This window comes from Chryseobacterium sp. T16E-39, from assembly GCF_002216065.1.
Lineage (GTDB): Bacteria > Bacteroidota > Bacteroidia > Flavobacteriales > Weeksellaceae > Chryseobacterium.
In genome coordinates this window covers 1,332,326-1,353,212 of sequence record NZ_CP022282.1, presented here as the reverse complement: position 1 = coordinate 1,353,212, position 20,887 = coordinate 1,332,326, and the positions used below count along the sequence as shown (strand labels likewise).

The 20,887-nt window shown below is 33.9% G+C and carries 22 protein-coding genes; 13 read left to right on the top strand and 9 right to left on the bottom strand.

Going from position 1 to position 20,887, the window contains the following annotated elements:
• The first annotated feature begins 282 nt into the window (after positions 1 to 282).
• The gene (locus CEY12_RS05990; RefSeq protein ID WP_089026823.1) at positions 283 to 786 is read left to right on the top strand and encodes a hypothetical protein; all 504 of its coding nucleotides are present in this window, start codon (positions 283 to 285) and stop codon (positions 784 to 786) included.
• 1 nt (position 787) lies between these two features.
• Here CEY12_RS05990 and CEY12_RS05985 read toward each other — a convergent pair whose 3' ends face one another.
• On the bottom strand, positions 788 to 1,030 hold the full coding sequence (locus tag CEY12_RS05985) for a hypothetical protein (protein WP_157676767.1): 243 nt from the start codon (positions 1,028 to 1,030) through the stop codon (positions 788 to 790).
• A 457-nt stretch (positions 1,031 to 1,487) separates the two neighbouring features.
• Entirely contained in the window at positions 1,488 to 1,769 is a 282-nt protein-coding gene (locus CEY12_RS05975; RefSeq protein WP_089026820.1) for a hypothetical protein, read from the bottom strand.
• A 218-nt stretch (positions 1,770 to 1,987) separates the two neighbouring features.
• Here CEY12_RS05975 and CEY12_RS05970 point away from each other — a divergent pair, with 218 nt between their 5' ends.
• The 4 genes from CEY12_RS05970 (at position 1,988) to CEY12_RS05960 (ending at position 4,470) form a co-directional block, all read left to right on the top strand.
• Complete coding sequence (locus tag CEY12_RS05970) at positions 1,988 to 2,428, top strand: hypothetical protein (protein WP_089026819.1); 441 nt, start codon at positions 1,988 to 1,990, stop codon at positions 2,426 to 2,428.
• Positions 2,429 to 2,430: 2 nt separating this feature from the next.
• The gene (locus tag CEY12_RS22500; protein WP_185117049.1) at positions 2,431 to 3,351 is read left to right on the top strand and encodes an energy transducer TonB; all 921 of its coding nucleotides are present in this window, start codon (positions 2,431 to 2,433) and stop codon (positions 3,349 to 3,351) included.
• A 482-nt stretch (positions 3,352 to 3,833) separates the two neighbouring features.
• On the top strand, positions 3,834 to 3,986 hold the full coding sequence (locus CEY12_RS22835; protein WP_410493967.1) for an N-acetylmuramidase domain-containing protein: 153 nt from the start codon (positions 3,834 to 3,836) through the stop codon (positions 3,984 to 3,986).
• Positions 3,987 to 4,065: 79 nt separating this feature from the next.
• Complete coding sequence (locus CEY12_RS05960; protein WP_089026818.1) at positions 4,066 to 4,470, top strand: hypothetical protein; 405 nt, start codon at positions 4,066 to 4,068, stop codon at positions 4,468 to 4,470.
• Positions 4,471 to 4,697: 227 nt separating this feature from the next.
• Here CEY12_RS05960 and CEY12_RS05955 read toward each other — a convergent pair whose 3' ends face one another.
• Positions 4,698 to 5,660: a HEPN domain-containing protein gene (locus tag CEY12_RS05955; RefSeq protein ID WP_089026817.1), complete on the bottom strand. Its 963-nt coding sequence runs from the start codon at positions 5,658 to 5,660 to the stop codon at positions 4,698 to 4,700.
• A gap of 553 nt (positions 5,661 to 6,213) precedes the next feature.
• Here CEY12_RS05955 and CEY12_RS05950 point away from each other — a divergent pair.
• From CEY12_RS05950 to CEY12_RS05940, 3 genes are all read left to right on the top strand, one after another.
• Complete coding sequence (locus CEY12_RS05950; protein ID WP_089026816.1) at positions 6,214 to 7,164, top strand: NAD-dependent epimerase/dehydratase family protein; 951 nt, start codon at positions 6,214 to 6,216, stop codon at positions 7,162 to 7,164.
• Positions 7,165 to 7,188: 24 nt separating this feature from the next.
• Entirely contained in the window at positions 7,189 to 8,100 is a 912-nt protein-coding gene (locus CEY12_RS05945) for a helix-turn-helix domain-containing protein (protein ID WP_089026815.1), read from the top strand.
• Positions 8,101 to 8,214: 114 nt separating this feature from the next.
• A complete protein-coding gene (locus tag CEY12_RS05940; RefSeq protein ID WP_089026814.1) occupies positions 8,215 to 8,946 on the top strand; it encodes a type 1 glutamine amidotransferase domain-containing protein in 732 nt (243 codons plus the stop codon).
• Positions 8,947 to 9,047: 101 nt separating this feature from the next.
• On the opposite strand, the gene CEY12_RS05935 is transcribed toward CEY12_RS05940, so the two are convergent.
• Positions 9,048 to 10,418: a T9SS type A sorting domain-containing protein gene (locus CEY12_RS05935; RefSeq protein ID WP_089026813.1), complete on the bottom strand. Its 1,371-nt coding sequence runs from the start codon at positions 10,416 to 10,418 to the stop codon at positions 9,048 to 9,050.
• A 315-nt stretch (positions 10,419 to 10,733) separates the two neighbouring features.
• Between CEY12_RS05935 and CEY12_RS22215 the strand changes: the two genes are divergently transcribed.
• On the top strand, positions 10,734 to 10,901 hold the full coding sequence (locus CEY12_RS22215) for a bacteriocin-like protein (RefSeq protein WP_157676766.1): 168 nt from the start codon (positions 10,734 to 10,736) through the stop codon (positions 10,899 to 10,901).
• A 130-nt stretch (positions 10,902 to 11,031) separates the two neighbouring features.
• Here the strand turns inward: CEY12_RS22215 and CEY12_RS05930 are convergent, their stop codons facing one another.
• Positions 11,032 to 11,517: a hypothetical protein gene (locus tag CEY12_RS05930; RefSeq protein ID WP_089026812.1), complete on the bottom strand. Its 486-nt coding sequence runs from the start codon at positions 11,515 to 11,517 to the stop codon at positions 11,032 to 11,034.
• Between the two features lie 326 nt (positions 11,518 to 11,843).
• Here CEY12_RS05930 and CEY12_RS05925 point away from each other — a divergent pair, with 326 nt between their 5' ends.
• Positions 11,844 to 13,643 carry a hypothetical protein gene (locus CEY12_RS05925; RefSeq protein ID WP_089026811.1) on the top strand — a complete coding sequence of 600 codons (1,800 nt, stop codon included), beginning with the start codon at positions 11,844 to 11,846 and terminating at the stop codon, positions 13,641 to 13,643.
• Between the two features lie 182 nt (positions 13,644 to 13,825).
• Here the strand turns inward: CEY12_RS05925 and CEY12_RS05920 are convergent, their stop codons facing one another.
• Both CEY12_RS05920 and CEY12_RS05915 read right to left on the bottom strand, forming a co-directional pair.
• The gene (locus CEY12_RS05920) at positions 13,826 to 14,839 is read right to left on the bottom strand and encodes an OmpA family protein (RefSeq protein WP_089026810.1); all 1,014 of its coding nucleotides are present in this window, start codon (positions 14,837 to 14,839) and stop codon (positions 13,826 to 13,828) included.
• A gap of 157 nt (positions 14,840 to 14,996) precedes the next feature.
• Positions 14,997 to 16,025 carry an AraC family transcriptional regulator gene (locus CEY12_RS05915; protein WP_089026809.1) on the bottom strand — a complete coding sequence of 343 codons (1,029 nt, stop codon included), beginning with the start codon at positions 16,023 to 16,025 and terminating at the stop codon, positions 14,997 to 14,999.
• Between the two features lie 149 nt (positions 16,026 to 16,174).
• Between CEY12_RS05915 and CEY12_RS05910 the strand changes: the two genes are divergently transcribed.
• From CEY12_RS05910 to CEY12_RS05900, 3 genes are all read left to right on the top strand, one after another.
• Complete coding sequence (locus CEY12_RS05910) at positions 16,175 to 16,573, top strand: nuclear transport factor 2 family protein (RefSeq protein ID WP_089026808.1); 399 nt, start codon at positions 16,175 to 16,177, stop codon at positions 16,571 to 16,573.
• Positions 16,574 to 16,655: 82 nt separating this feature from the next.
• Positions 16,656 to 17,060 carry a nuclear transport factor 2 family protein gene (locus CEY12_RS05905; protein WP_157676765.1) on the top strand — a complete coding sequence of 135 codons (405 nt, stop codon included), beginning with the start codon at positions 16,656 to 16,658 and terminating at the stop codon, positions 17,058 to 17,060.
• Positions 17,061 to 17,167: 107 nt separating this feature from the next.
• Positions 17,168 to 17,758, top strand: a complete 591-nt coding sequence (locus tag CEY12_RS05900) for a hypothetical protein (protein ID WP_089026806.1) — start codon at positions 17,168 to 17,170, stop codon at positions 17,756 to 17,758.
• Between the two features lie 176 nt (positions 17,759 to 17,934).
• Here CEY12_RS05900 and CEY12_RS05895 read toward each other — a convergent pair whose 3' ends face one another.
• Entirely contained in the window at positions 17,935 to 19,590 is a 1,656-nt protein-coding gene (locus CEY12_RS05895; protein ID WP_089026805.1) for a serine hydrolase domain-containing protein, read from the bottom strand.
• 118 nt (positions 19,591 to 19,708) lie between these two features.
• Entirely contained in the window at positions 19,709 to 20,797 is a 1,089-nt protein-coding gene (locus tag CEY12_RS05890) for a helix-turn-helix domain-containing protein (RefSeq protein ID WP_089026804.1), read from the bottom strand.
• Positions 20,798 to 20,887: the final 90 nt, after the last annotated feature.

The following is a 20,887-nucleotide window of genomic DNA, read 5'->3' as shown; positions in this document are numbered from 1 at the left end:
CTATACAGTATCAGTTCTGAAATATTCATATCTTTGTGTAATTATGTTCGTATTTATATGTACAAATATACAAGAAAATACAATATAAAAAAGTATTCAATTGTAAAGGGTTGTATATTTTTTATAATGTGTTGATATACAGTGAGAAAAATTTCACTATTTATTTGTCGTGTATAGAATGTGGGCTATTTTTAGAGAGATAAATACCGTGAAAACACTAAATTTTAAATGTGTTTTGTATTTTACCTTTGCGAATTAGTAATAAATTGTAAAATTTACAACATGAGACAATCAGATACAAGAAAATACAATCACTATTTGTATGATCTTATTTTATATTTGAAAACTAAACCAAAAACCTTTTCTGAGTCACTTGGTCATGTAAGGGTTGATAGGGTTTATAATGTCTTAAACGGAAAAAATAATCTTAGTGCAGATTTGGCAAAAGAAATTATTGCTGTATATCCACAAGTAAAATATGAGTGGTTGATATCGGGTAATGGAAACATGCTAATTGATTCAGATGAAATCGTAAGTTCGAAGGAGTCAATTAAGGACCTTCCTCATGGAAAGCAAATGGAATTACTTCTAAATCGCATCGTGTCACTTGAGGACGATCAGAAAGTTTTAATTGATGCTGTTGGAAAATTAAATGAAGATCTTAGAATTTCACAGATCATTAATAGGGGGCTGTTGAAAAATATTGTAAAGTATCTCAAGATAAAGCCAGAAGAAATTGAAAGAGAAAGATTGAATGAAGAGTTTCTTGATCAAACTAAACCATAAATTAATTGTTTCCTGTTTTTAAATACAATATATTCAAATTGAATTTAGCAAAACTATAATCATCAACTTCAAAATCTGGAATAAACTTTTTTTCTCTATTTCGGAGCATTTTTTCGAGCTCACCTATCAGATAAAAGCTATTATAATGGTATTTTTCAAGTGTAATATCTCCTTTTTCATAAAAATATTCATTTTTATCTAACAAAGATTCTATAACATCTACAATATGCATATCTCTACTCATAACAGTTTATTTAATATCGTTTGAGTATTTTTTTTGCATGGCGTTCATATAGGCCTTTTCTTTAACTTTTTGAATCTTGAAAACCACGTTAATAGCTTGCATAGTGCTTAAAAGAAATAATGTGATTATAATTAGCCAAAAGAAAAACCAAAAATTCTCATTTGGGGTATGGCCAAGAAGTGGTAGAAAATAAAAAGACGCAGAATACAACGAGGTAAATAATGGGAATGCGTAAGAAATTTCATAAGGCTTCAGATGTCGAACTAAAATGAGAAAAGCTGGTTGTAGGCAAATAAACACAGACCAAATAACCGCCGATAAATTGTTACTAGCGGCTTCAACACTTATATTTTTAACCTCTGGATAAAATGCTTCTATTATTGTATTCGAAAAAGGAATTAAAGAAGAATACAGCACTAAGAATGTTCCCAGTGCTGAAAGGGTCGAGTATTTTATCTTATTTACCTCCTTTAGGTGGCTTAACATCTCCTGGAGGAATGAGTTCTTGATCATTCGAAATTTCTTCGCCAGTTACCGGGTCAAATCTTTGTGGTTGTGCCACATTAATTGTATCTCCAGCTTTGCTGGTTTCTCTTTGGTTATTATTAGTTTTTAGCTTCTTAAAGTTCACCTTTGGAGTCTCATTTTGATTTGATGATTCATTATCCCTATCGGATGAACAAGAGTACATTGTAGCTGCTACCAATAACGCTGCAAAAATTAGTTTTAGTGTTTTCATAATTATTATTTAATAAACTTCAATAAAAATACTAAATATTAATATGTTTCGTTGCTGATTTTATACATATGTACGAATTGCTAATATATTAAATTAATTCATATGGCAATGAAATAAAAATAATTATTTTCTCAAATTTAGAATTACTCCAAATGAGGCTACGGTTATCCGTAAATGTGATTTTTTATAATTTTATACATTTGCAGAAACTAAATCACATGAAAAAAATAATTTTAATTTCAGTACTTGTATTTTATGGAATTACCTCAACAAGCTGTAGCTTCAGTGATGATTTTGACATTCCTCAAAAGAAGAGTTTAAACAATGTGGATTTTATAAAAAATCAGCTAATGGGCCAGTGGAAATATTGGGGTAGATTTAGTATTGATCGTAATCAATGGGTACCTAACCTTGATGCGTATTCAATTTACGACTTTAAAGCAAACGATATTTTTACGTTTCATGATAAGAAATCCGGAAAGGTAATCGACGGATTATTTAAAATAATTCCTGCTACTAATAAATTAAATCCTTACATAGAGTTGTCATATACGGATAATGGTATGAAAATTAATAAAAGAGTACTTTTACTGACCTTCAATAATAATTTTATGTCTATATTCGAAACTCCATTTGAAGAAAGATATCAAAAACAATAACGGTGAAAAAAATATTACTACTTATATTTTCAAATATTCTATTTGCTCAATCTGTGCCGGAACCTAGTTCGGTGAGTTCAATATCTCCACCACCATATACTGACATAGAAGCAACTTCAATAGACAATGAAGTACATGAAGCAATTCAGCCATTTATTGATGTTAAGAAATATGGTCTAGGTATAATAGAATACTATGCAACTGCTGGATATTCTTCAACTGGTGCTACTTTTAAAATTATTAATCCATCAAAAAAAACTATTAAATACATATGGTTTACTGTTGCTGGAGAAAATCCGGTTGGAGACTTAGTAAAAACTAAAGTAGGATTCTATAAGACATTAAAAGGAATTGGACCAGTAGAAAACTTAGAAGTTTCAACATGGTCATTTGATTATGTTTGGTTTACTGATGTTGTTGAAACCCTAAAGATATCAGCTATTAAAATTCAATATATGGATGGTACATTTAGAACAATCAAGTATAATAAAGGCATGTATCTAGGTGAAAGGGCATATGACAAGCTAATATTGGCATTAAATAAACAGAAAAATTCTGAAATTAAGCAAGAGGCGAGGGAGCAGAGATATGTGTCTCCCAATGATTCAAATATATACACAGATGTCGATCAAACGGCAGAGTTTCCAGGAGGTGTTAATGCTTTTAGAAATAAAGTATCTAGTGCTTTCGATGAGTCTGTAATGAAAGGTGATGAAGGTGCTGTGAAAACTGAAGTTACATTTATAGTCGAAAAAGATGGAAGTATCTCAGACGTTAAAGCGACTGGAAAGAATCAGGACTTCAATAATGAGGCTGTGAGAACAGTTAAAACAATTAAAGCTAAATGGTCTCCTGCTAAAATTAGTTCAATACCAGTAAGGTATTTATATAGACTGCCATTAACAATGAATTTTGAAGGATGAGGAATCACGAAGGAAGTAATGATTGGTAATACACCGTAAATAGAGATAAAAATCAAGGATAAAAAGAGTAACAAAATCGGTAACAATCCGTAACATCTAGATAAAAAAGAATAATAAAAACCCCGAAGAAACACGATTAATACGTATTAAAAATTCAATAAAGCAGATTTCGGCTCCGACAGTGAGGGTTCGAATCCTTCTGCGGTCACAAATTGCCCCTATTGAGGGGCTTTTTCGTTTTATATCCCCAAAATTGAATTTCTTTCTTACTTCTAACTCTTCATCGGTTTAGTCTTTTTCAGACTCTAATGGGGACTTTTGCTCAATCTAATCCTGTAAGACTCCATGTGGCTATGGAAAAGAATCAGAACGACATTCTAAACTGCAAAGAGCTGTTGCGTTAATCGTGATGCCGTATTGATTTGCTCATGAGGTGCATTTCAAGTTATGGGGAGTATTGGAAGACACTGGCGTATTCTTAAATTCAAGACTTTGTAAATAAAATGTATCGCTCCAAAACGGATCACCTTTATTCTTTCGTAAGATACATTAAAGCCCTTGGATTAACCAGTCATCTGCGAAACAAAAACCGGGCTGTATTTGTTAAAGCTACAATGTTCCCAGATATAAAGTAAACAACTATAATGTGAAGATAGCTGTTGCATATAAAAGGGATTTGAATTAATTTTTTTAAGTAGATTTACAAGAAAAACTATGACTTTTGACGAATTTTCAAAGATTGCACAACCAATTTCCACGATCATAGCCGCTTTAGCTGCTTCTATAATCGCTATTGTTTTTGCTAAAAGATTAGAAAGATATAAAAATTCTGTACTAATAAAGAAAAAATCAGAATTAATAGCTGAATTGCTATCAATTTGGATTTCTCAACCCAATGACTTTAAGCGTATAAATGAATTAACTTTTGAAATCTTTTTATGGTTGCCAAAAAAGCATGCGCTGGAATTAAGTAAAACATTATCAATGCAAGAAGGCTCTAAAGGCATGAGAGAAATAATTTCAGATATTAGAGTTTATTTATTGGGGAAAGATGAAAAAATTCCCTATAACAAAATAATAGTGTTTACTGGTAAATCTAAACGAATTGTTAATCCTTAATCTATAAGTTAAGAATCATATTATAATGTAATTAAGTGGGAATTTTTGTTGTTTTTCTTTGACAATAGCTTGATAAAACGAAAACTCTACCTTATCATCTCCGCTTGTACATACTCCGCTATGCAATTTGCATCCGTGGAGCAGATGGATGATATAGTAAGTATAAAAACTAACTAAACAAAATGAGAAGAAAAAAAAACACCCAATTAAGCGGGGATTTTTAAGTATTAAGAGCCTTGTAATGAGGAGAAGTATAAATCAAGATTTGTATTATTATCATTAAAAATTGTCAAATTTTTAGTTAATATATTATTAATTACAAGTCTACATACTTCATCAAGTTTAACACTGATTATTTTTAGTTCTGCTGATGTTTTGTTTCTTACAAGCTCGGTTCCATGAATGTATTTAGATCTAACATCGTAACAATCTTTTACTAATCTGTAGCTTGTGTTTTGGTCAGTACTATTATATTTAGATACAAACTTTGAAACTCTGTCTGATACAGTATGACTTATACGGTCAGTACTTGTTGAAAATAGACATTCTAAAAATGCAATATAATTAGTAATTTTTAAGGGTAATAGACTTTCAGATCTCGCATTTGTTATGAAAGACATTCCTCGTTCTAACCTACCTAAGTCTTCATAATGAATGACTTTTTGCCATAGACCTAATTCACCTCCCTCCATATCTTTGCTATAATCTACTTTTATAGTACTTGTTCTACTTTGAAGCTCTTTAATATATGTAACCAAACTTTTAAAATCATCATTACTGAAATACGTCTTATTTACACTTCCAGTAGAATTGTAGATGATTGGCATTGTGCCCCTGTAATAACCTACTTCTTCGGGGCCACGTGGTATGAAAAAAAATTGTCCACTGTGTACACTATTGTCTTTTATTCGCCATAAATGAGTCAACATGCCCAAAACATGATTCTGAGCCTGGTTTTGATTAAAATTTTTGAAAAGACTGAAAAGAAGAAATATGTTTCCATCTGCTATTTTATTGAAGTCACCAGCTCCAAAAATTTTTAAAAATTCATTAGGATTAAAAAAAGGAATTGTTTGCTCAAGTAAAGATTTAACTTTATTTGTAATAAAATAATTTTCAAACGGAATAGATGTGTCTTTATCTAACTCCATTCCTTTTATTTCTACAATACAGAAGTGTGATATTTCCATGGTATATTAATTTTCCTTTAGTTTTTCTTAAATATACAAATTCTCACAATACAAAAAAGGAGCCCTTCAATTGAAAGACTCCTCAAGCTGTAATTATTGGATCATTAAAAATTTTCTTAATGCTTCCGAAAGCACTACGAGCAAAAACGATGAAAAATTATATTACCGTAAACTTATAAAGAAATTTTAAGTTCATTTATGATCGTGATCACAATACGTAGATTGGCACAATATTTTTATACCTTTAGACATAATGTGATTTTTTTTCACGTTTGTGTTTTTTATAGCCTGTTTTCGAACGGGCTTTTATAATTTTAATTAAAGCCATAACCCTGCCGAAAATCCTTAATAAAGATGTGCCAATCGAATGGAAGCTGGTAAATGGATACGCTTCATAATAGCAGAGATTCTGTTATAACTTTCCCTAATTAAGCTACTCCAATTATTTCAGCTCTTCCGAACTTTGTTGTATTAAAAAACAGTGTAATAAGAATATATTGGACGTATCATTGAAAAAAGAATACTTGACAATAAATTAAAAGAATTAAATACTATGCAAGCAATATTAGGAGCTACCGGTCAGATTGGGGAAGAATTGGCAAGGGAGTTAAAAAGAAACTTTACTTCGGAGATACGTATTGTAAGTAGAAATCCCATCAAAGTAAACGATACTGATGAATTATTTTCTGCTGATATTTCTATCCGGGAAAGAGCAATTGAAGCTGTAAGAGGTAGTGAAATTGCCTATTTTACATTAGGACTTCCTGCTAATACTGAGCTATGGGAAAAGAATTTCCCACTCATGCTTCGTAATGTGATTGCTGCCTGTAAGATCAATGGAACCAGGCTTGTGTTCTTTGATAATACTTATATGTATCCTCAGGATGGTCGGATACTGACAGAAAAAACTGTATTTGCTCCTGTTGGAAGAAAGGGTAGAGTAAGAAAAAAAATGGCTGAAATGATTTTGAAAGAAATTGAGTCTGGAGAGCTGGAAGCAGTTATCTGCCGTGCACCTGAATTTTATGGACCCGGTAAAACACAGAGTATCACCAATACCCTTATATTTAACAATATTCAAAAAGAAAAAAAATTAAAAGTACCCTTAAGTGCTCATAAAAAAAGAAGCTTGATATGGACACCTGACGCTAGCCGGGCAACGGCATTGATAGGGAATACTCGTGACGCATATGGCCAGACCTGGCACCTTCCGGTGGATAAAAGTCATCCCACTTATCAGGAGTTTATAAGAATTGCCTCAATTATTTATAACAGAGATCTCAAATATTCGCTGGTATCTAAGCTTGCATTTAAATTAGGTTCTTTATTCAATAAGAATATCAAGGAATTACTGGAGCTTCTTTCAAGATATAAGTATGATAATATATTTGATGATTCAAAGTTTAGAGAGCGGTTTCCTGAATTTCAGACAACCACCTATGAACAAGGTATAAGTACCATAAGGGACGAACAGAATTTAGTCAGATATAAATCAGTAAATTAGTATTATTTAAATCCGAAAAACAATATGAAAACTCCGGAAAAAGTTTCATCAATCAGTTCACTCCACAAATTTCTAGGGTTGGAAAAGCCATCAAATCCCCTGATTAGTGTCTTTAATTTTGATAATATAAAACTGGAAGGAGAAACCTTTGTCAATGCAGTGACTACTGAGTTTTACATGATTGCATTGAAAAAAGACTGTGCGGGCGGGAAGTTTCGGTACGGACAGCAATATTATGATTTTGATGAGGGTATCATGTATTTTGTGGCTCCGAATCAGGTTTTTCAGCTGGAAGATGTTCTTTTGAATGGAGTAAAAGGATTTGTTTTGGTGCTACATCCTGACTTTCTGCATGGATATGGGTTGGCGTCCTCCATCAAAGAATATGGTTATTTCTCCTATACCGCTAATGAGGCATTACATCTTTCTGAAAAGGAAGAGAGATCCATTTTAGATATTATCGATAATATAGAGCGGGAAATGAATGGTAATATGGATTCTTTTACACAGGATTTATTAATTTCAAATCTTGATCTACTCTTAAAATACTGTGACCGCTATTATAACAGGCAGTTCCTGACCAGGAAAAAGGCTAATAGTGATTTACTTTCAAAATTAGAAGCCTTGTTGGATGACTATTTTAAAAATGAAAAACTAATGATAAATGGTATTCCAACAGTTTACTTTATTGCAGAACAGCTTCACCTGAGCCCCAATTACCTAAGTGATATGCTCCGGTCGCAGACAGGTCAAACCACACAGCAACATATTCAGAACCGTTTAATCGAAAAAGCAAAAGAAATGTTGTCTACTACGGAAATGTCGGTTTCTGAAATTGCTTATCATTTGGGGTTTGAGCATCCTCAATCTTTTCATCGTTTGTTTAAAAACCGGACCTCTAAATCCCCCCTTGAATTTAGAGCATCATTTAATTAATTTAAAAGATCTGTCCCGGCATAGTTATTCTGAGATTGAGTTACAATTTTCCTTAATTGAGTTACTCACGTTCAATGGTTTCTCATCAACTTTGTCCTATTAAACAAAAAGAATATGGGCATTATAAAAATTTTAATAATTGTTACCAACGTCAGTATGTACACGAGTGGGAAATATTCCACCGGTTTATGGTTAAGCGAGCTTACCCATATGTATGATGCAGCGAAGGTGAGAGGATATGATATTACCATTGCAAGTCCAAACGGAGGGGATACCCCTGTTGATCCGGAGAGTTTGAAATTTTTTACTTTAGATAGAATGTCTAAAAAGTATTGGAATAATAAGACATTTAGAGAGGAACTCAAAAAGACCAGGAGTTTAAAAGAAGTTGAAAATGAAAATTATGATGTGGTGTATGTAACAGGCGGACATGGAACAATGTATGATTTCCCTGATAACCCTGTTCTTCAGAATATCATTGCTAAACAATATGAAGAAAATAAAATGGTAGCGGCCATTTGTCATGGCGTGAGCAGTTTGATCAATGTGAAAACAAAGGACGGAAATTATCTAATCAAAAATAAAAAAATAACCGGCTATAATTGGTTTGAAGAAGGCTTGGCAGGTCGAAAAAAAGAAGTGCCTTTCAATCTCGAAGATACCTTGAAAAAACGGGGATCCAGATATCAAAAAGCTTTGATTCCAATGACTTCTTATGTTGTGGTGGATAAGAATCTGATCACCGGACAAAACCCATTCAGCTCGAAAAAGATAGCGAAAGTTGTAGTTCATGAATTGGAAAAGAAATCTGGAAAATCTTCCATGAAACCGTCTGTGTCTTTGTAATAAACATAATATGAAATCCTTCAATTGAACATCTGTAATTGAAAAAAGCCTCTATAAGAGGCTTTTGTTGTAAATATATTCACAGAATCTTCCTGTGAATTTTATTCTTTGATCACTTTTTCTGATAAAGAGGTACCATCTGTAAACTGTACAGTAAGCATATAAATTCCTTTTGCCAATGGAGAAACATCGATCTTCTGTGATGAGGTTGTTAAAATTTTCCTTCCAGACATATCAAACAAGGTTGATAATTTTATCTTCTTATCTGTTTTGATATTGAGTTCTCCCTTGGTCGGATTGGGATATATTCCTGAATGCTGAATCTCCGTTTCTTTGATATTCAACTCGCCGGCATCGTAGTATTTAGCGAAAATACCATTTGATCCTGATAAGCTGTATCCTACAATGACTTGTTTATTATCGGGACTAACGGCAAGGTCAACATTATAATTGACACCTCCTGCAGAGAATCCCGGCGTCCCAAGCGTAACCCAATTGTTGTTATCGAATTTTTTTACTGTAGTTTTCATGCTGTTAGTGCCATCTGAATAAGCTATATAAGGAGTGCCGTCAGGAGCTATTGCAAGGCTCGTATACACTGCCGTACCCGCAGAAAACCCAGCCGTACCTACTGTTACCCAATTGGTGCCATTGAATTTCATTACAGTGGCTTTTTCACTGCCATAGAAATCTGAATACCCTATATATGGAGTACCATCAGGTGATATTACAAGACTGACATATAAAGCACTGGGATTTACTGAGAATCCTGCTGTTCCAACAGTATCCCAGCTGTTGCCATTAAATTTTTTTACAGTGGTTTTACCGCCGCTAGCTATATCGCTGTAACCTAAATAGAGTGTACCACTTTGGGCTATTGCAAGGCTGGTATATTGGGCATCACCCGCAGAAAACCCGGTCGTACCTACCGTTACCCAATCGGTACCATTAAACTTCATCACAGTAGCTTTTTTACTGTTGCTGAAATCTGAATATCCGATATATGGGGTTCCGTCAGGTGCTACAACTAAACTTGTAAAAACAGGAACACCGGTGGAAAATCCTTCTGTACCAACTGTTTCCCAACTACTGCCATTAAACTTTTTTACAGTCATTTTACTATTATTAGTGTAATCCTGATATCCGATATAGGGAGTGCCGTTCGGGGCTATAGCAAGATCGACCTGGGAAATGATGCCATCCGAAAATCCTTCTATACCGACATTTTCCCAACTTATCCCGTTAAATTTCTTTACTGAAGCTTTACTGTTATTAGCATAGTCCCTATAACCAAAGTAAACCGTACCATTTGGAGCCATAGTAAGGCTGGTAACATCAGAGGTTCCAAAAGAAGGTTGGCTGGAATCATTAGGGCCAAGAGGCTGCCAGCTGTTGTTTTGTCCGAATGAAAAGCAGGATAAGCCAAAGGAGAGCAGAAAAAAGATCTGCTTAAAGAATAATTGTTGTTTCATTTTAGCTAAAAGTTTGCTTTAAATATACATAAAAAGCATTATCTAAAGCTTAAAACAAGTAGGATATCTTTCCAGGTTAATGATTAGCATACAAGAAAATACCTTTCTCACCTTAGATCTTAAGCTTGTTGTATAGTTCATCGAATAGCACCTCTGACCTCTGTAGAATGAGGAAAATGGATGATGTATCTTAGTTTTAAGTATTCTATGAAAGGTTGGTGATCTTGTTGGAAATTAATAAAATAATTCACTAAATGTTGTCTAATTGGAAATGATTTTCGATATTTACTGATCAACCAAATTAAAATAACAATTATGAACAATCTAAGAAAATTAAACAAGGGAGAATTAAAAACGATCACTGGAGGAAGACCGCCTCTTGGATGTAACAGCTGGGATAATGTAGCAGGATGCTGCAAATCATGGGCTCCTGATTACTGTGGTAATACAACTTGCCCAAATTCACCTCCTCCAACATGCTAGTTGACTTTTCTCATGCATGTTAACGAGTAAAATTCCAATGCCATAAGATTTAGGCATTGGAATTTTATTAAATACCTATGATATTCTCCATAGTTACCCAGTTATCCAGTTACTAGGTTTTATATTCTGTTTATTTTTTTGGACTCAGAGATACATTATCCAGGTAAACTGCCTGATGCACTCCATTTAGGACCACCTTCATTCCCAAATGGCTGTCTTTTTTTAGAGAAATAGTAAATACTTTTTTATCTCCTGTTATTTTTGATGGTTTGGCTATAGAAGTATATGATTTTGCATCTGAGCTATTGCTTATTGAGAACAATTCCACCGTTGTTTCTCCGCCATTGTCTGAAACGTCAAACGAAAGTGTATACGCTCCTGCTTTAACTTTCGGGGTTATTAAATACATGTTCTCACCAGGGCTGTTCATCGAATAAAATATAATTTTTTTATCATTAGGGTAAAGCATTGCTTTTCCTGACTGAGCAGTCCAGCATTTGTTCACATCTTTCCATGTATCAAAATTTTCTACAAGTGTAGATACCGTTTTACACTGTGCATTTGCTGTTAAAAATCCTCCTAAACCCATTAGGCCTGCAAATATAATTTTTCTCATATCGTATTAGTTCTCTATTTATTATGGAGTAAAAATAGTTAAAAAAAGACTGTTATAGAAAGCTGTTGTTTAAAAAACAGGCATTAACACACGATTTTCTTTATGATTTATATCATCATGCTTATACAGGTTTGTTGAAAGGGAAGCATCTTGATAAATCAGAATAAATAGGATCATTTGTACCGGACTTTTTCAGTATTAAATTTTAACATCAAAAGATTATAAATTGTTATCTTTTGCATTAATATTTCGATATATTAGTAGGGTTTTAATCTTTATTGGCTCATAAATTGATATTACAAACTTTATTGAATTTCCGAGGACTAATGACTAAATCAATTGTAATTTTAATTTTCTTTTTAAGTGGTTTTTGCTTCTTACAGGCACAGGAAAAAAAAGATTCTCTTTACTACAAAATAGAAGAATTTTCAGATCAGAGAAAAGTGACCAAATTCATTCATCGTTTACTGTTTCGTAGGGAAGCGGACTCGACTTCTGTAAAGTCCAGAACTGAAAAGTTGCTGCAGGAGACTTACCATAAAAAATATATCAGAAATATCCGGGTTGAAACAATTGACCCGTTTGGATATGGTTCGAAAGATAATAAAGAAAAATTAAAATGGTACGAATGGGTGACCGATCACCTTCACTCTACAACAAGGATTTCTACAGTTAATAATTATTTGCTTTTTAAAGAAGGTGAAGAATATAATGCTCAGAAACTCTACGAATCTGAGCGTTTGCTGAGAACAATGCCTTTTATAAACAGGGTTAACATCAGCGTTTCGGACAGTGCTTCCACTAAAGATTCTATTGATGTGGTGGTAAAAGTTCTTGATTCCTGGAGTTTAAAGCCAAGATTGAGCTATTCAGGAAGTAAAATAGGGCTAGGAGTTACGGATGAAAATGTTTTGGGATTAGGGCATACATTTGATTTTCTTTATAGAAATGATTCGAAGGAAAAGCAAAATTATATTTTAGGAAGCTATACGGCATATAATCTTTTTGGCTCTTACATCAATGCGCAGATTTTAGGGGAACGGGATTTTTTTAGAAATGAGAGGATCAATTTTAATGTCAGAAGAGATTTTTTCTCACCGCTTACGAAATGGGCCGGTGGTTTTACTTTCGAATATTTTATGCGAAACGTTCTGCTTCCGATAGAAACAGATACAACGTATCCGGAAGTTCAAATCAAAGTGTACAGTCAGGATTTATGGGGTGGGTATCAAATTCCGGTTTCCTCTGACCCCGTTAAAAATGTTTCCAGTAACATTGCCATCATAGGGAGATTTCAGAATTATCAATATAAAGACAGTCCTGAGATCGACAAGTACCAGTATTTTAATTCGTACAGCAGCTTTTTGATGTCTGTAGGGTTTATAAACAGGAATTTTTCGGTTCAGAAGAATATTTTTCAATATGATTTGCCAGAGGATATTGCGTACGGTAGTTCATTGAACTTCACCGCAGGAGGTTTATCAAGAAATAATGATGTAAAACCCTATGTAGGTGTTTCTGCTTCCTATGGTAAATTTATAAAGGTGGGTTATTTCAATGTAAAAGCTCAGTTTGGAAGATTTTTTAATGAAGATGACAAAAATAGAGAGTCTTTCCGCTTGGATGGTACTTATTTTACTAATCTTATGGATTGGAAATTTGCCAAAGTAAGGCATTTCTTTTCTCCGACTTTAGCATTAGGAAATCCGCAGCATAATTATTCTTATAAAGATAGAATTAATCTTTCTTCTGCAGATGAATTTCCAGTTTACAATTCAGATTATATAGGAACTAAAAAATTGGTTTTAAGATACCAGCTTCAGCTTTTTATCAACAAAAGCTGGAAGAATTTCCATTTTAGTCCATATTTAACGGCAGCAGTAGGCTGGTTGGGTATGCCGGATGATACTTTACTTAAAACAAAAGCAAATACAAAAATAGGGGTTGGTGTTTTAATTAATAATCCGTTCCTTGTATTCAACAGGATTCAGATCTCTTTCACCTATTATCCCCGTGTTCCATTTGATAATCATTCTGTTTTTGATTTCAATAGCAACCGGAATAACCTTTTACCAATCAATAATTTTGGAACAGACGTTCCTCATTTTGTGAATTTTGGAAATTGATAGGTATCCTTGTGACCTAATTTATTTAATAAACGACATTTTATAGGTTTAAAAAAACAACACCAATGAAAAATCATTGGTGCTGTTTTTTATTATTTAGTAAGTAATGAAACAGGACAGAACTGAGTTCCAATTGATCTTACAAAACTGATAATAAAGAATGGTTGTATTAATATCTGTTTTTAAATTTTCACAATTTCTACCCGGCGGTTTTTTGCTTTACCATCCTCACTCGTATTGTCTGCAATAGGTTTGTCAGAACCCATTCCTTTTGACTGCAATCTCGCAGCATTTGTTCCTTTAGCAATTAATGCCATTTTCACAGCATTAGCCCTGTCTTCAGAAAGTTTTTTATTATGAGTGGCAACACCACTGTTATCGGTATGGCCTTCAATGAGGATTTTTAGGGCTGTATTGCCTGCCAGCAATTTTTGTATTTCTTCAATAATAGGTAAGGATTCAGGTTTAATTGTTGCTTTATCCGTATCAAAATTGATATACAAAGGAATGTGTCCCTTGGTATCCAATTCTTTTTTCATTTCATCCGCCTGGGTAAGGGAAGCGGTCATTTTGAATGGTTTTGTTTCCAAAATCATCCAACCGGCTGAAACTCCATCATCCCCGGGAGTAAGCTGCATCCATATATTTCTGTCAGAACGGCGAATCACGTAAGTCGTGGTAACTGCACTGGACATAAACCCATATCCATTCATGTATTTCAATTTATTATTATCCGGAACCGCATAGGATGAATCGACAGGTATTTTCATTTGAGATACTTTTAGGCCGTCAACACTTTTAATGAGCTCGTCCAGGTTCCTTTCTACTTCAAGATCACTGTAAGATTTTCCTTCTTTGGCTGTAACTCTTGCATAGAAAATTTTTCCCTCCGGTTTTTCAAAATGATCTTTTACCCAGAAATAGGCAACATCAAAGTCGGCGGTATTATTTGTGGGTGTAGATTGATAATTTTCAGGCAGATTAAAATACGGAAAAGCACCAAGTGGTTTGTTTGAAATTGGAATCGAATTAATGTCCATTTTTTTGGTAGCAGTTGCTGCCTGAGGTTCCTGATTTGCATTTACAGATTGGGTAGAATCGGTATTGCCCGTTGATTCTTCTTTCTGTTTTTTCTCGGAATTGCATGCTATTACTATAGATGCTATCATGCTTAGTATTAGTAATTTGAATTTCATATAGTTCGTTTTTTTAAGATCAAATATAGCAAAAGAGGACAGATCTTAATGAAAAACTATTTCAAATTTTATTAACAGAAAATCAGGAAAGTTAACAGGGCAGATTTTCCTTTTTTTATTGAATGTGGATGCATAGAATAGCAAGGATTCAGATTCCTTATCCGGGCTCTATGGCAAGCTTGCTCAAATTCTTTTGATAGCTGGCAGGAGATAGTCCTGTCCATCGTTTGAATGCCCGGATAAATGCGCTTACCTCGTTATAGCCAAGCATACCCGATATCTCAGTTATCTGGAAAGAGTCATTTTTTAGATACATGATGGCTAAGTTTTTACGTGCTTCGTCAGCGAGCTGTTGAAAATTGATTTCTTCATTCTTTAATTTACGCTGAAGAGTACGTGTACTAAGGTTGAAGTTGCCTGCAAGGTCGTCCAGAGTGACCATTTTCAGATAAGAATTGGCACGGATGTAATTGTACACTTTGTCTTTAAATAATTTCCTGGCAGTATCATTATTTTGCCAAAGATGTGACTGGCTGAGAAGCAGTTTCTGATGTTCATGATTGGTGGTTATAATTTTTTCATCCCAATACGCAATGTCAAACGAAATTTGATTCATTTTCGCATTGTCCTGCGGTTGACACCGGAGGACCCGTTCATACTCTTCTATGTTCTCCAATGGTCGGGCAAAACTTACTGAACGGGGATACAGTTTTTTAAACAATAGTCCATTAAGTTCATGTACAACCAAAACCATTAAAAGATCAACTATTTGTATATCCACAATATGCTCATACCACAAAGGATTGAGGGGAATAAAGACAATAGAAAAATGATCATCATCCTTTAAAATACTGAGCTCCACTGATGAGGTGATCACATGGACGAATGGTGCTGCATTCGTCAAAGCTTCACCTACAGTTTTACTTGTTTTAATGATCTCTCCTACGATTCCAAGTGCCTGTAGTTGTAACGATTCTCCAAGATGAAGACCAAATATGCTATCCTTGGTCATAGATATGGCATTCAACCAAAGGTCATCAATTTGTTTATCGCTGAGTGGCGTTTTTAAGTCTGTCAGTTCCTTTAGGGTGATATTTGAAGCAAGCATCAGCTGGTCAGCAGAAACATCTCTTTGAACCGCATAGCTAATTAGTTTTGAGCTGAAAATTTTAGACTGGTTTTCCATGATAGATCACTACAATACGCTAAAATATCAATATTCCGGGAGTAAAGGATTAAAATTGGCGGGAAATGATCATTTAATGTCGTTTTGGGGTATTTAAAATTTTTAGGAAAGCAGCGAACTTTGACGTAGATAAAAAAATAAAAAAAAGTATGGAAAATCAACCAAAACAAGTCGTGACCGAATTTTTAACAGCTGTTAAACTTATTGATCTTGAAAAAATAAGTTCATTACTGGACCCTGAAGTACAATGGAACCAGCCGGGAAATAATGAGATCTCTGGTCAGAAGAATTCGCAGCAGGAAGTATTTGAAATGGTGGGCAAAATGTTTGCAATTACAGGCAATACCTTACAATTAAAAGCTTTTGACTCCATAAGTGTCAACAATAACAGGATCGCATGTCAGCTGCATTGGGTCGGAGAGAAAGTTTCCGGTGAAACACTGGATGTTTATAATACTGATATTTATACAATCGAGCAGAATAAAATCTCAAAAGTGGAAATTTTTTCTGCCGACCTGATACAGGAGGATCAGTTTTGGAAAAGCTAAAATGAACTTGTAAGTGTACCAGGTTAAAAAATTGAATCTGGTACACTTAAAAAATATTATTAATAAAAGAACAAATAGATATATGAAAAGCAAAACCCCTGTCGAAACAGTCTCAAAATATTACACTGCGTTAGGAGAGCGTAATATTGAAATGATAATGAACCTGATTCCTGAAACACTGGATTGGTATGTTCCGGGTAACGAAACAATTGCTCCCTGGCTGGGGCATCGGAAAACCTATAGTCAGGTAAGAGAATTTTTTGAATTGCTTTGGCAAAGTACAGAGCCTGTCTCTGCTTCGATTGATAATATTGCAATTGAAGGAAATGTAGTGCTTAGTTCAGGAAATTTTGAAACCCATATGCTTAAAACCGGAAAAAATTTCAAATCAATTTTTTTTACTCAGATCACTGTCGTTGACGGAATGATTGTCAAGTACATTTTATTAGAAGATACCCTTGGATTGGTAAAAGCTTTAGAGCATTAAATTATGATATAACAATAGTTAAATAAGTTCATTTGCACTCTTACGATGAAGAAATATCTTAACTTTTAAAATGTTATTTAAGTATATTTAGCCTAATAAAATTAAATATGTTATTCAAGGAAGTACATTTGAAAGGGATCAAATCAGGAGATATCACCTTAGCATTTCGCAATTGGAAAAAGGCAACGGTAAATAGCGATAGTCTTTTACATACTTCTATTGGTTTGGTTAAAATTCATAACGTTGAAGCGGTAAATGAAAATGATATAACTGATAAAGATGCTTTAAATGCAGGCTTTACAGACAAAAAAGAATTAATGAAATCATTGAAGGATTACAATACCGGAACGCTGTTTAAAATAACGGTTGGCTATCATTCCGAAGATCCTAGAATTGAATTGAGAGAACAGGCGGAATTATCCGAACAGCAGTTTGCAGATCTGACAAAAAAACTGGACCGTATGGATCAGTTTAGTAAACAGGGAGCCTGGACAAAATCTGTTTTAGCTGCCATAAAGGAAAATCCCCACCTTCACGCAGCTGGCATTGCAACTTTGACAGGATCTGAAAAAGACTTGCTAAAATTGAACATCCGCAAATTAAAGAACCTTGGCTTAACCATCAGTCATCAGGTGGGTTATGAAATTTCACCATTAGGAAATGAGTACCTTAAGAGGTTAGGGAATCAAATTGAATGAATTGGGATTTTTATAAGTTTCAATTTCAGATTGTTTATAAGTAATGCCTCTACATTTTCTAACAATAAATATGAGATCTCTCAATTTACTGATAGGATATAGAAGCAAAACTTATCAACAGATTGGTATCATTTAAAATACAGAACTGGTTTAATAAAAGAATTGTTCAGAAGATTTTACCTAAGTTTTACAAAGGTAATATCCTTTAAATTTTGTCCTGATAACAGGAATTGAGTAACCTTACCATGTGGGTCACTTGCAAACACAAGCTTTCCGAAAAATCCTTCGTCTGAATAAAAGCTGCTCTTCGTAAGCGGATGTAGAAGAATAGCCTCATTAAGACTGTGGTGCGCTACCAACTTACCGTTTTCCAAAACCAATTCATATTCTGTATTAAATTCTTCATTTTTGTAAATTCCAACAAAAGAAGCTAAATTTATTTCATTAGCCTTTGGAAGATCTACCTGTACTTTTTTGCCTTGATATTTAAAATCGGCGATATGGAAGTCGCAGGTATTTTTACCAAATGAAAAATAGCTGATTGGCAAAGGAGGATTTGCAAAACGATCATTTCCAATGGCGGGTAACTCCATTTTATTCTCTGAACCAAATGGCTGGTAATAAAGTGAATTGTTTTCCGCCAGTATAGTAAAAAATGATCCTGGAAACATTTCGTAGGTACCTTGAAAAGCCTTGAGTTCCTGTGTCGTGTAAGTCGTTTTTAGGGGTAGTGAAGGTTCTTTTTCATATTCTTTTAAATATAAATCGAGAATTTCATAAACAAATTCAAATGGTTTAAAATCATTATTATTTCCCAGTATTACAATGGAAAATTTATATTTCGGGACATTTAAAATATAGGAGCGATAGCCCGCATCTCCACCACCATGGAAAACGATGCCAAGACCTTTATAATTTTTAGATTCTAATCCCAAACCGTATGGGATGACCTCTCCTGAATTGAGTAGGGTAGGTTGTTGCATTTCGTCTAAAATTTCCTTGTCTCTTGGAGATGGGTACTGATGATGGATTACCCATTTACTCAGGTCTTTAATGGTGGTACTAACCCCCGAGGAACCGTTTGCCATGATGTTAAATGCGTAATTGTCATACTTTCCTTTGTTTAGGCGATAAGAATAGGCTTTGTTTTTAACGATCAGTGAAGGGGTGTTGACGGCTAGGCTATTGTTCATTTTCAATGGTATAAAAACTTTATCTTTTAATACCTCCTGGAATGGCTTCCCACATACCCGTTCGATAATTTCGGCAAGCAAAACAAAGCCTGTATTGTTGTATTCGTATTTTTCACCTGGTTTAAAATTAACCTGCTTGATGTGCAATAGCATGTCTACCACCTCTTTATGCGTCATTTTATCACCGGGTTCTATACCTCTGAGTTGGGCTAATTCATATAAATTGGGTAGTCCGTGGGTATGATTGGCCAGTTGGCGAAGCTTTATTTTATAGGGTAAACCTTTCAATTCCGGTAAATATTTTCTTATATCATCATCTAATGAAAGTTTGCCTTCTTTTTCTAATGAAACGGCAAGAAAAGCTGTAAATTGTTTGGAGACAGAAGCAATATGAAAAGCGGTAGAATCAGTAATAGGGATCTTATATTCCATGTTTGAAATACCTTTTTGATTCATATAAATGGTTTTCCCTTTTTCAATAATGGCCAGGGCAATTCCGGGATTACTTTTTTGATAGTAGTGATTTAATAAAGAATCTACTTTATGGAATTGCTGTACCCTGTCTGCGCTTTGAGCAGAAAATAAACTATAAAAAAGTGTAAAAGCAAGAATTGATGTAACCTGAAATAAATGTTTCATTTGATTCAAAATTTAATTTGAAACAAAGTTGAAATTTTAATAGATCATAAAAGTCCGGGTATCGGTAGTCGGACTCATTAGTGCCAATTAAAGAGTCCGATTAAAAGTCGGACATTATTTAAAAGGCTGATTTTCTGTAGTTTGATGGTGTAATTCCCGTTTCTTTTTTAAAGGCGGTGTAAAAGGATGATTTAGAATTAAAACCTACCTCATACAGGATTTCAAGGACCGTTAGTTCAGGTTGATCCTTTAAAAGTATTTTGGCATCTTCAATCCGATATTCATTGATGAAATCAAAAAAATGCTTTCCTATTTTTTGATTGATAAGTATCGACAATTCTTTTTCAGGTAAATCCATCTGAGCTGCCAATTTTTGTAAGGTCAGGTCAAAATCAAGATAAGGCTTGTTGTTTTCCATATAAGAAATAAGTCTGACTGCGGATTCATCGGATATTTCCTTTCTTTCACTTTTTATTTTGGTTTTTTCAAGCGCAGATTCAATAGGCTCGAGGGTAGTAGTGACACCTGTAAAAAGATGGGGGTTGTACAAAGCTTTTAATACAAACCAGCATATCGTAAATAAAGCAACAGTACTGATCACGATATACATGTTTTGTAGCAGATTCTGATCTTTTCCGGAATATAAAAGAGCGAGTTTTATCAATACAAAAAGATGAGCAAAGAAAAAAAACAAGGTGATCTGGAACAGCCATTTATAAGTACTGTTATCGTTATTGGAATAATTTTCCAAATACACTGTCTTGTATTTTTTTAAACTGAAAAATATAAAAATAATATACACGTAATACTGTATTTCCCCTATGATGGTAAATAACGATAAACTTTTATCAGAAATATAAGTAACACTGAAAATGATGACAAACAAAAAGAATAATACAGCGTGGATAAGATGTTTAGGGCTTAGCTTAAAATCAGAATAACAAGTCGCCAGTACATACAGATAGAATAAAGGCATTTGTAATAAAGAGGATGACGTTTTTAAGATCTGAATAGTGGGGTAGTCGTCCAGCGCTTTGCCCAGAAAAAAACCGGTAAAGTCAAATGCTGTCAACAGAATAAACAAAGCAAACAATTGATTGGCTAGTCTCTTATTGCTTTTAACTGTAAAGAGAAAAACAGAAAATAGTACCATTAGAAAAACGACTAATTTTCCAAAGTTGGCAATCAAATCAATATTTTTTTCCACTTATTTTTATTTATGATTTAACAAATGTAAGGAAACAGATGGTTTGTTAAAATCAAATGAGCCGGAAAAGAAGGTTTACTATGGTTTTAG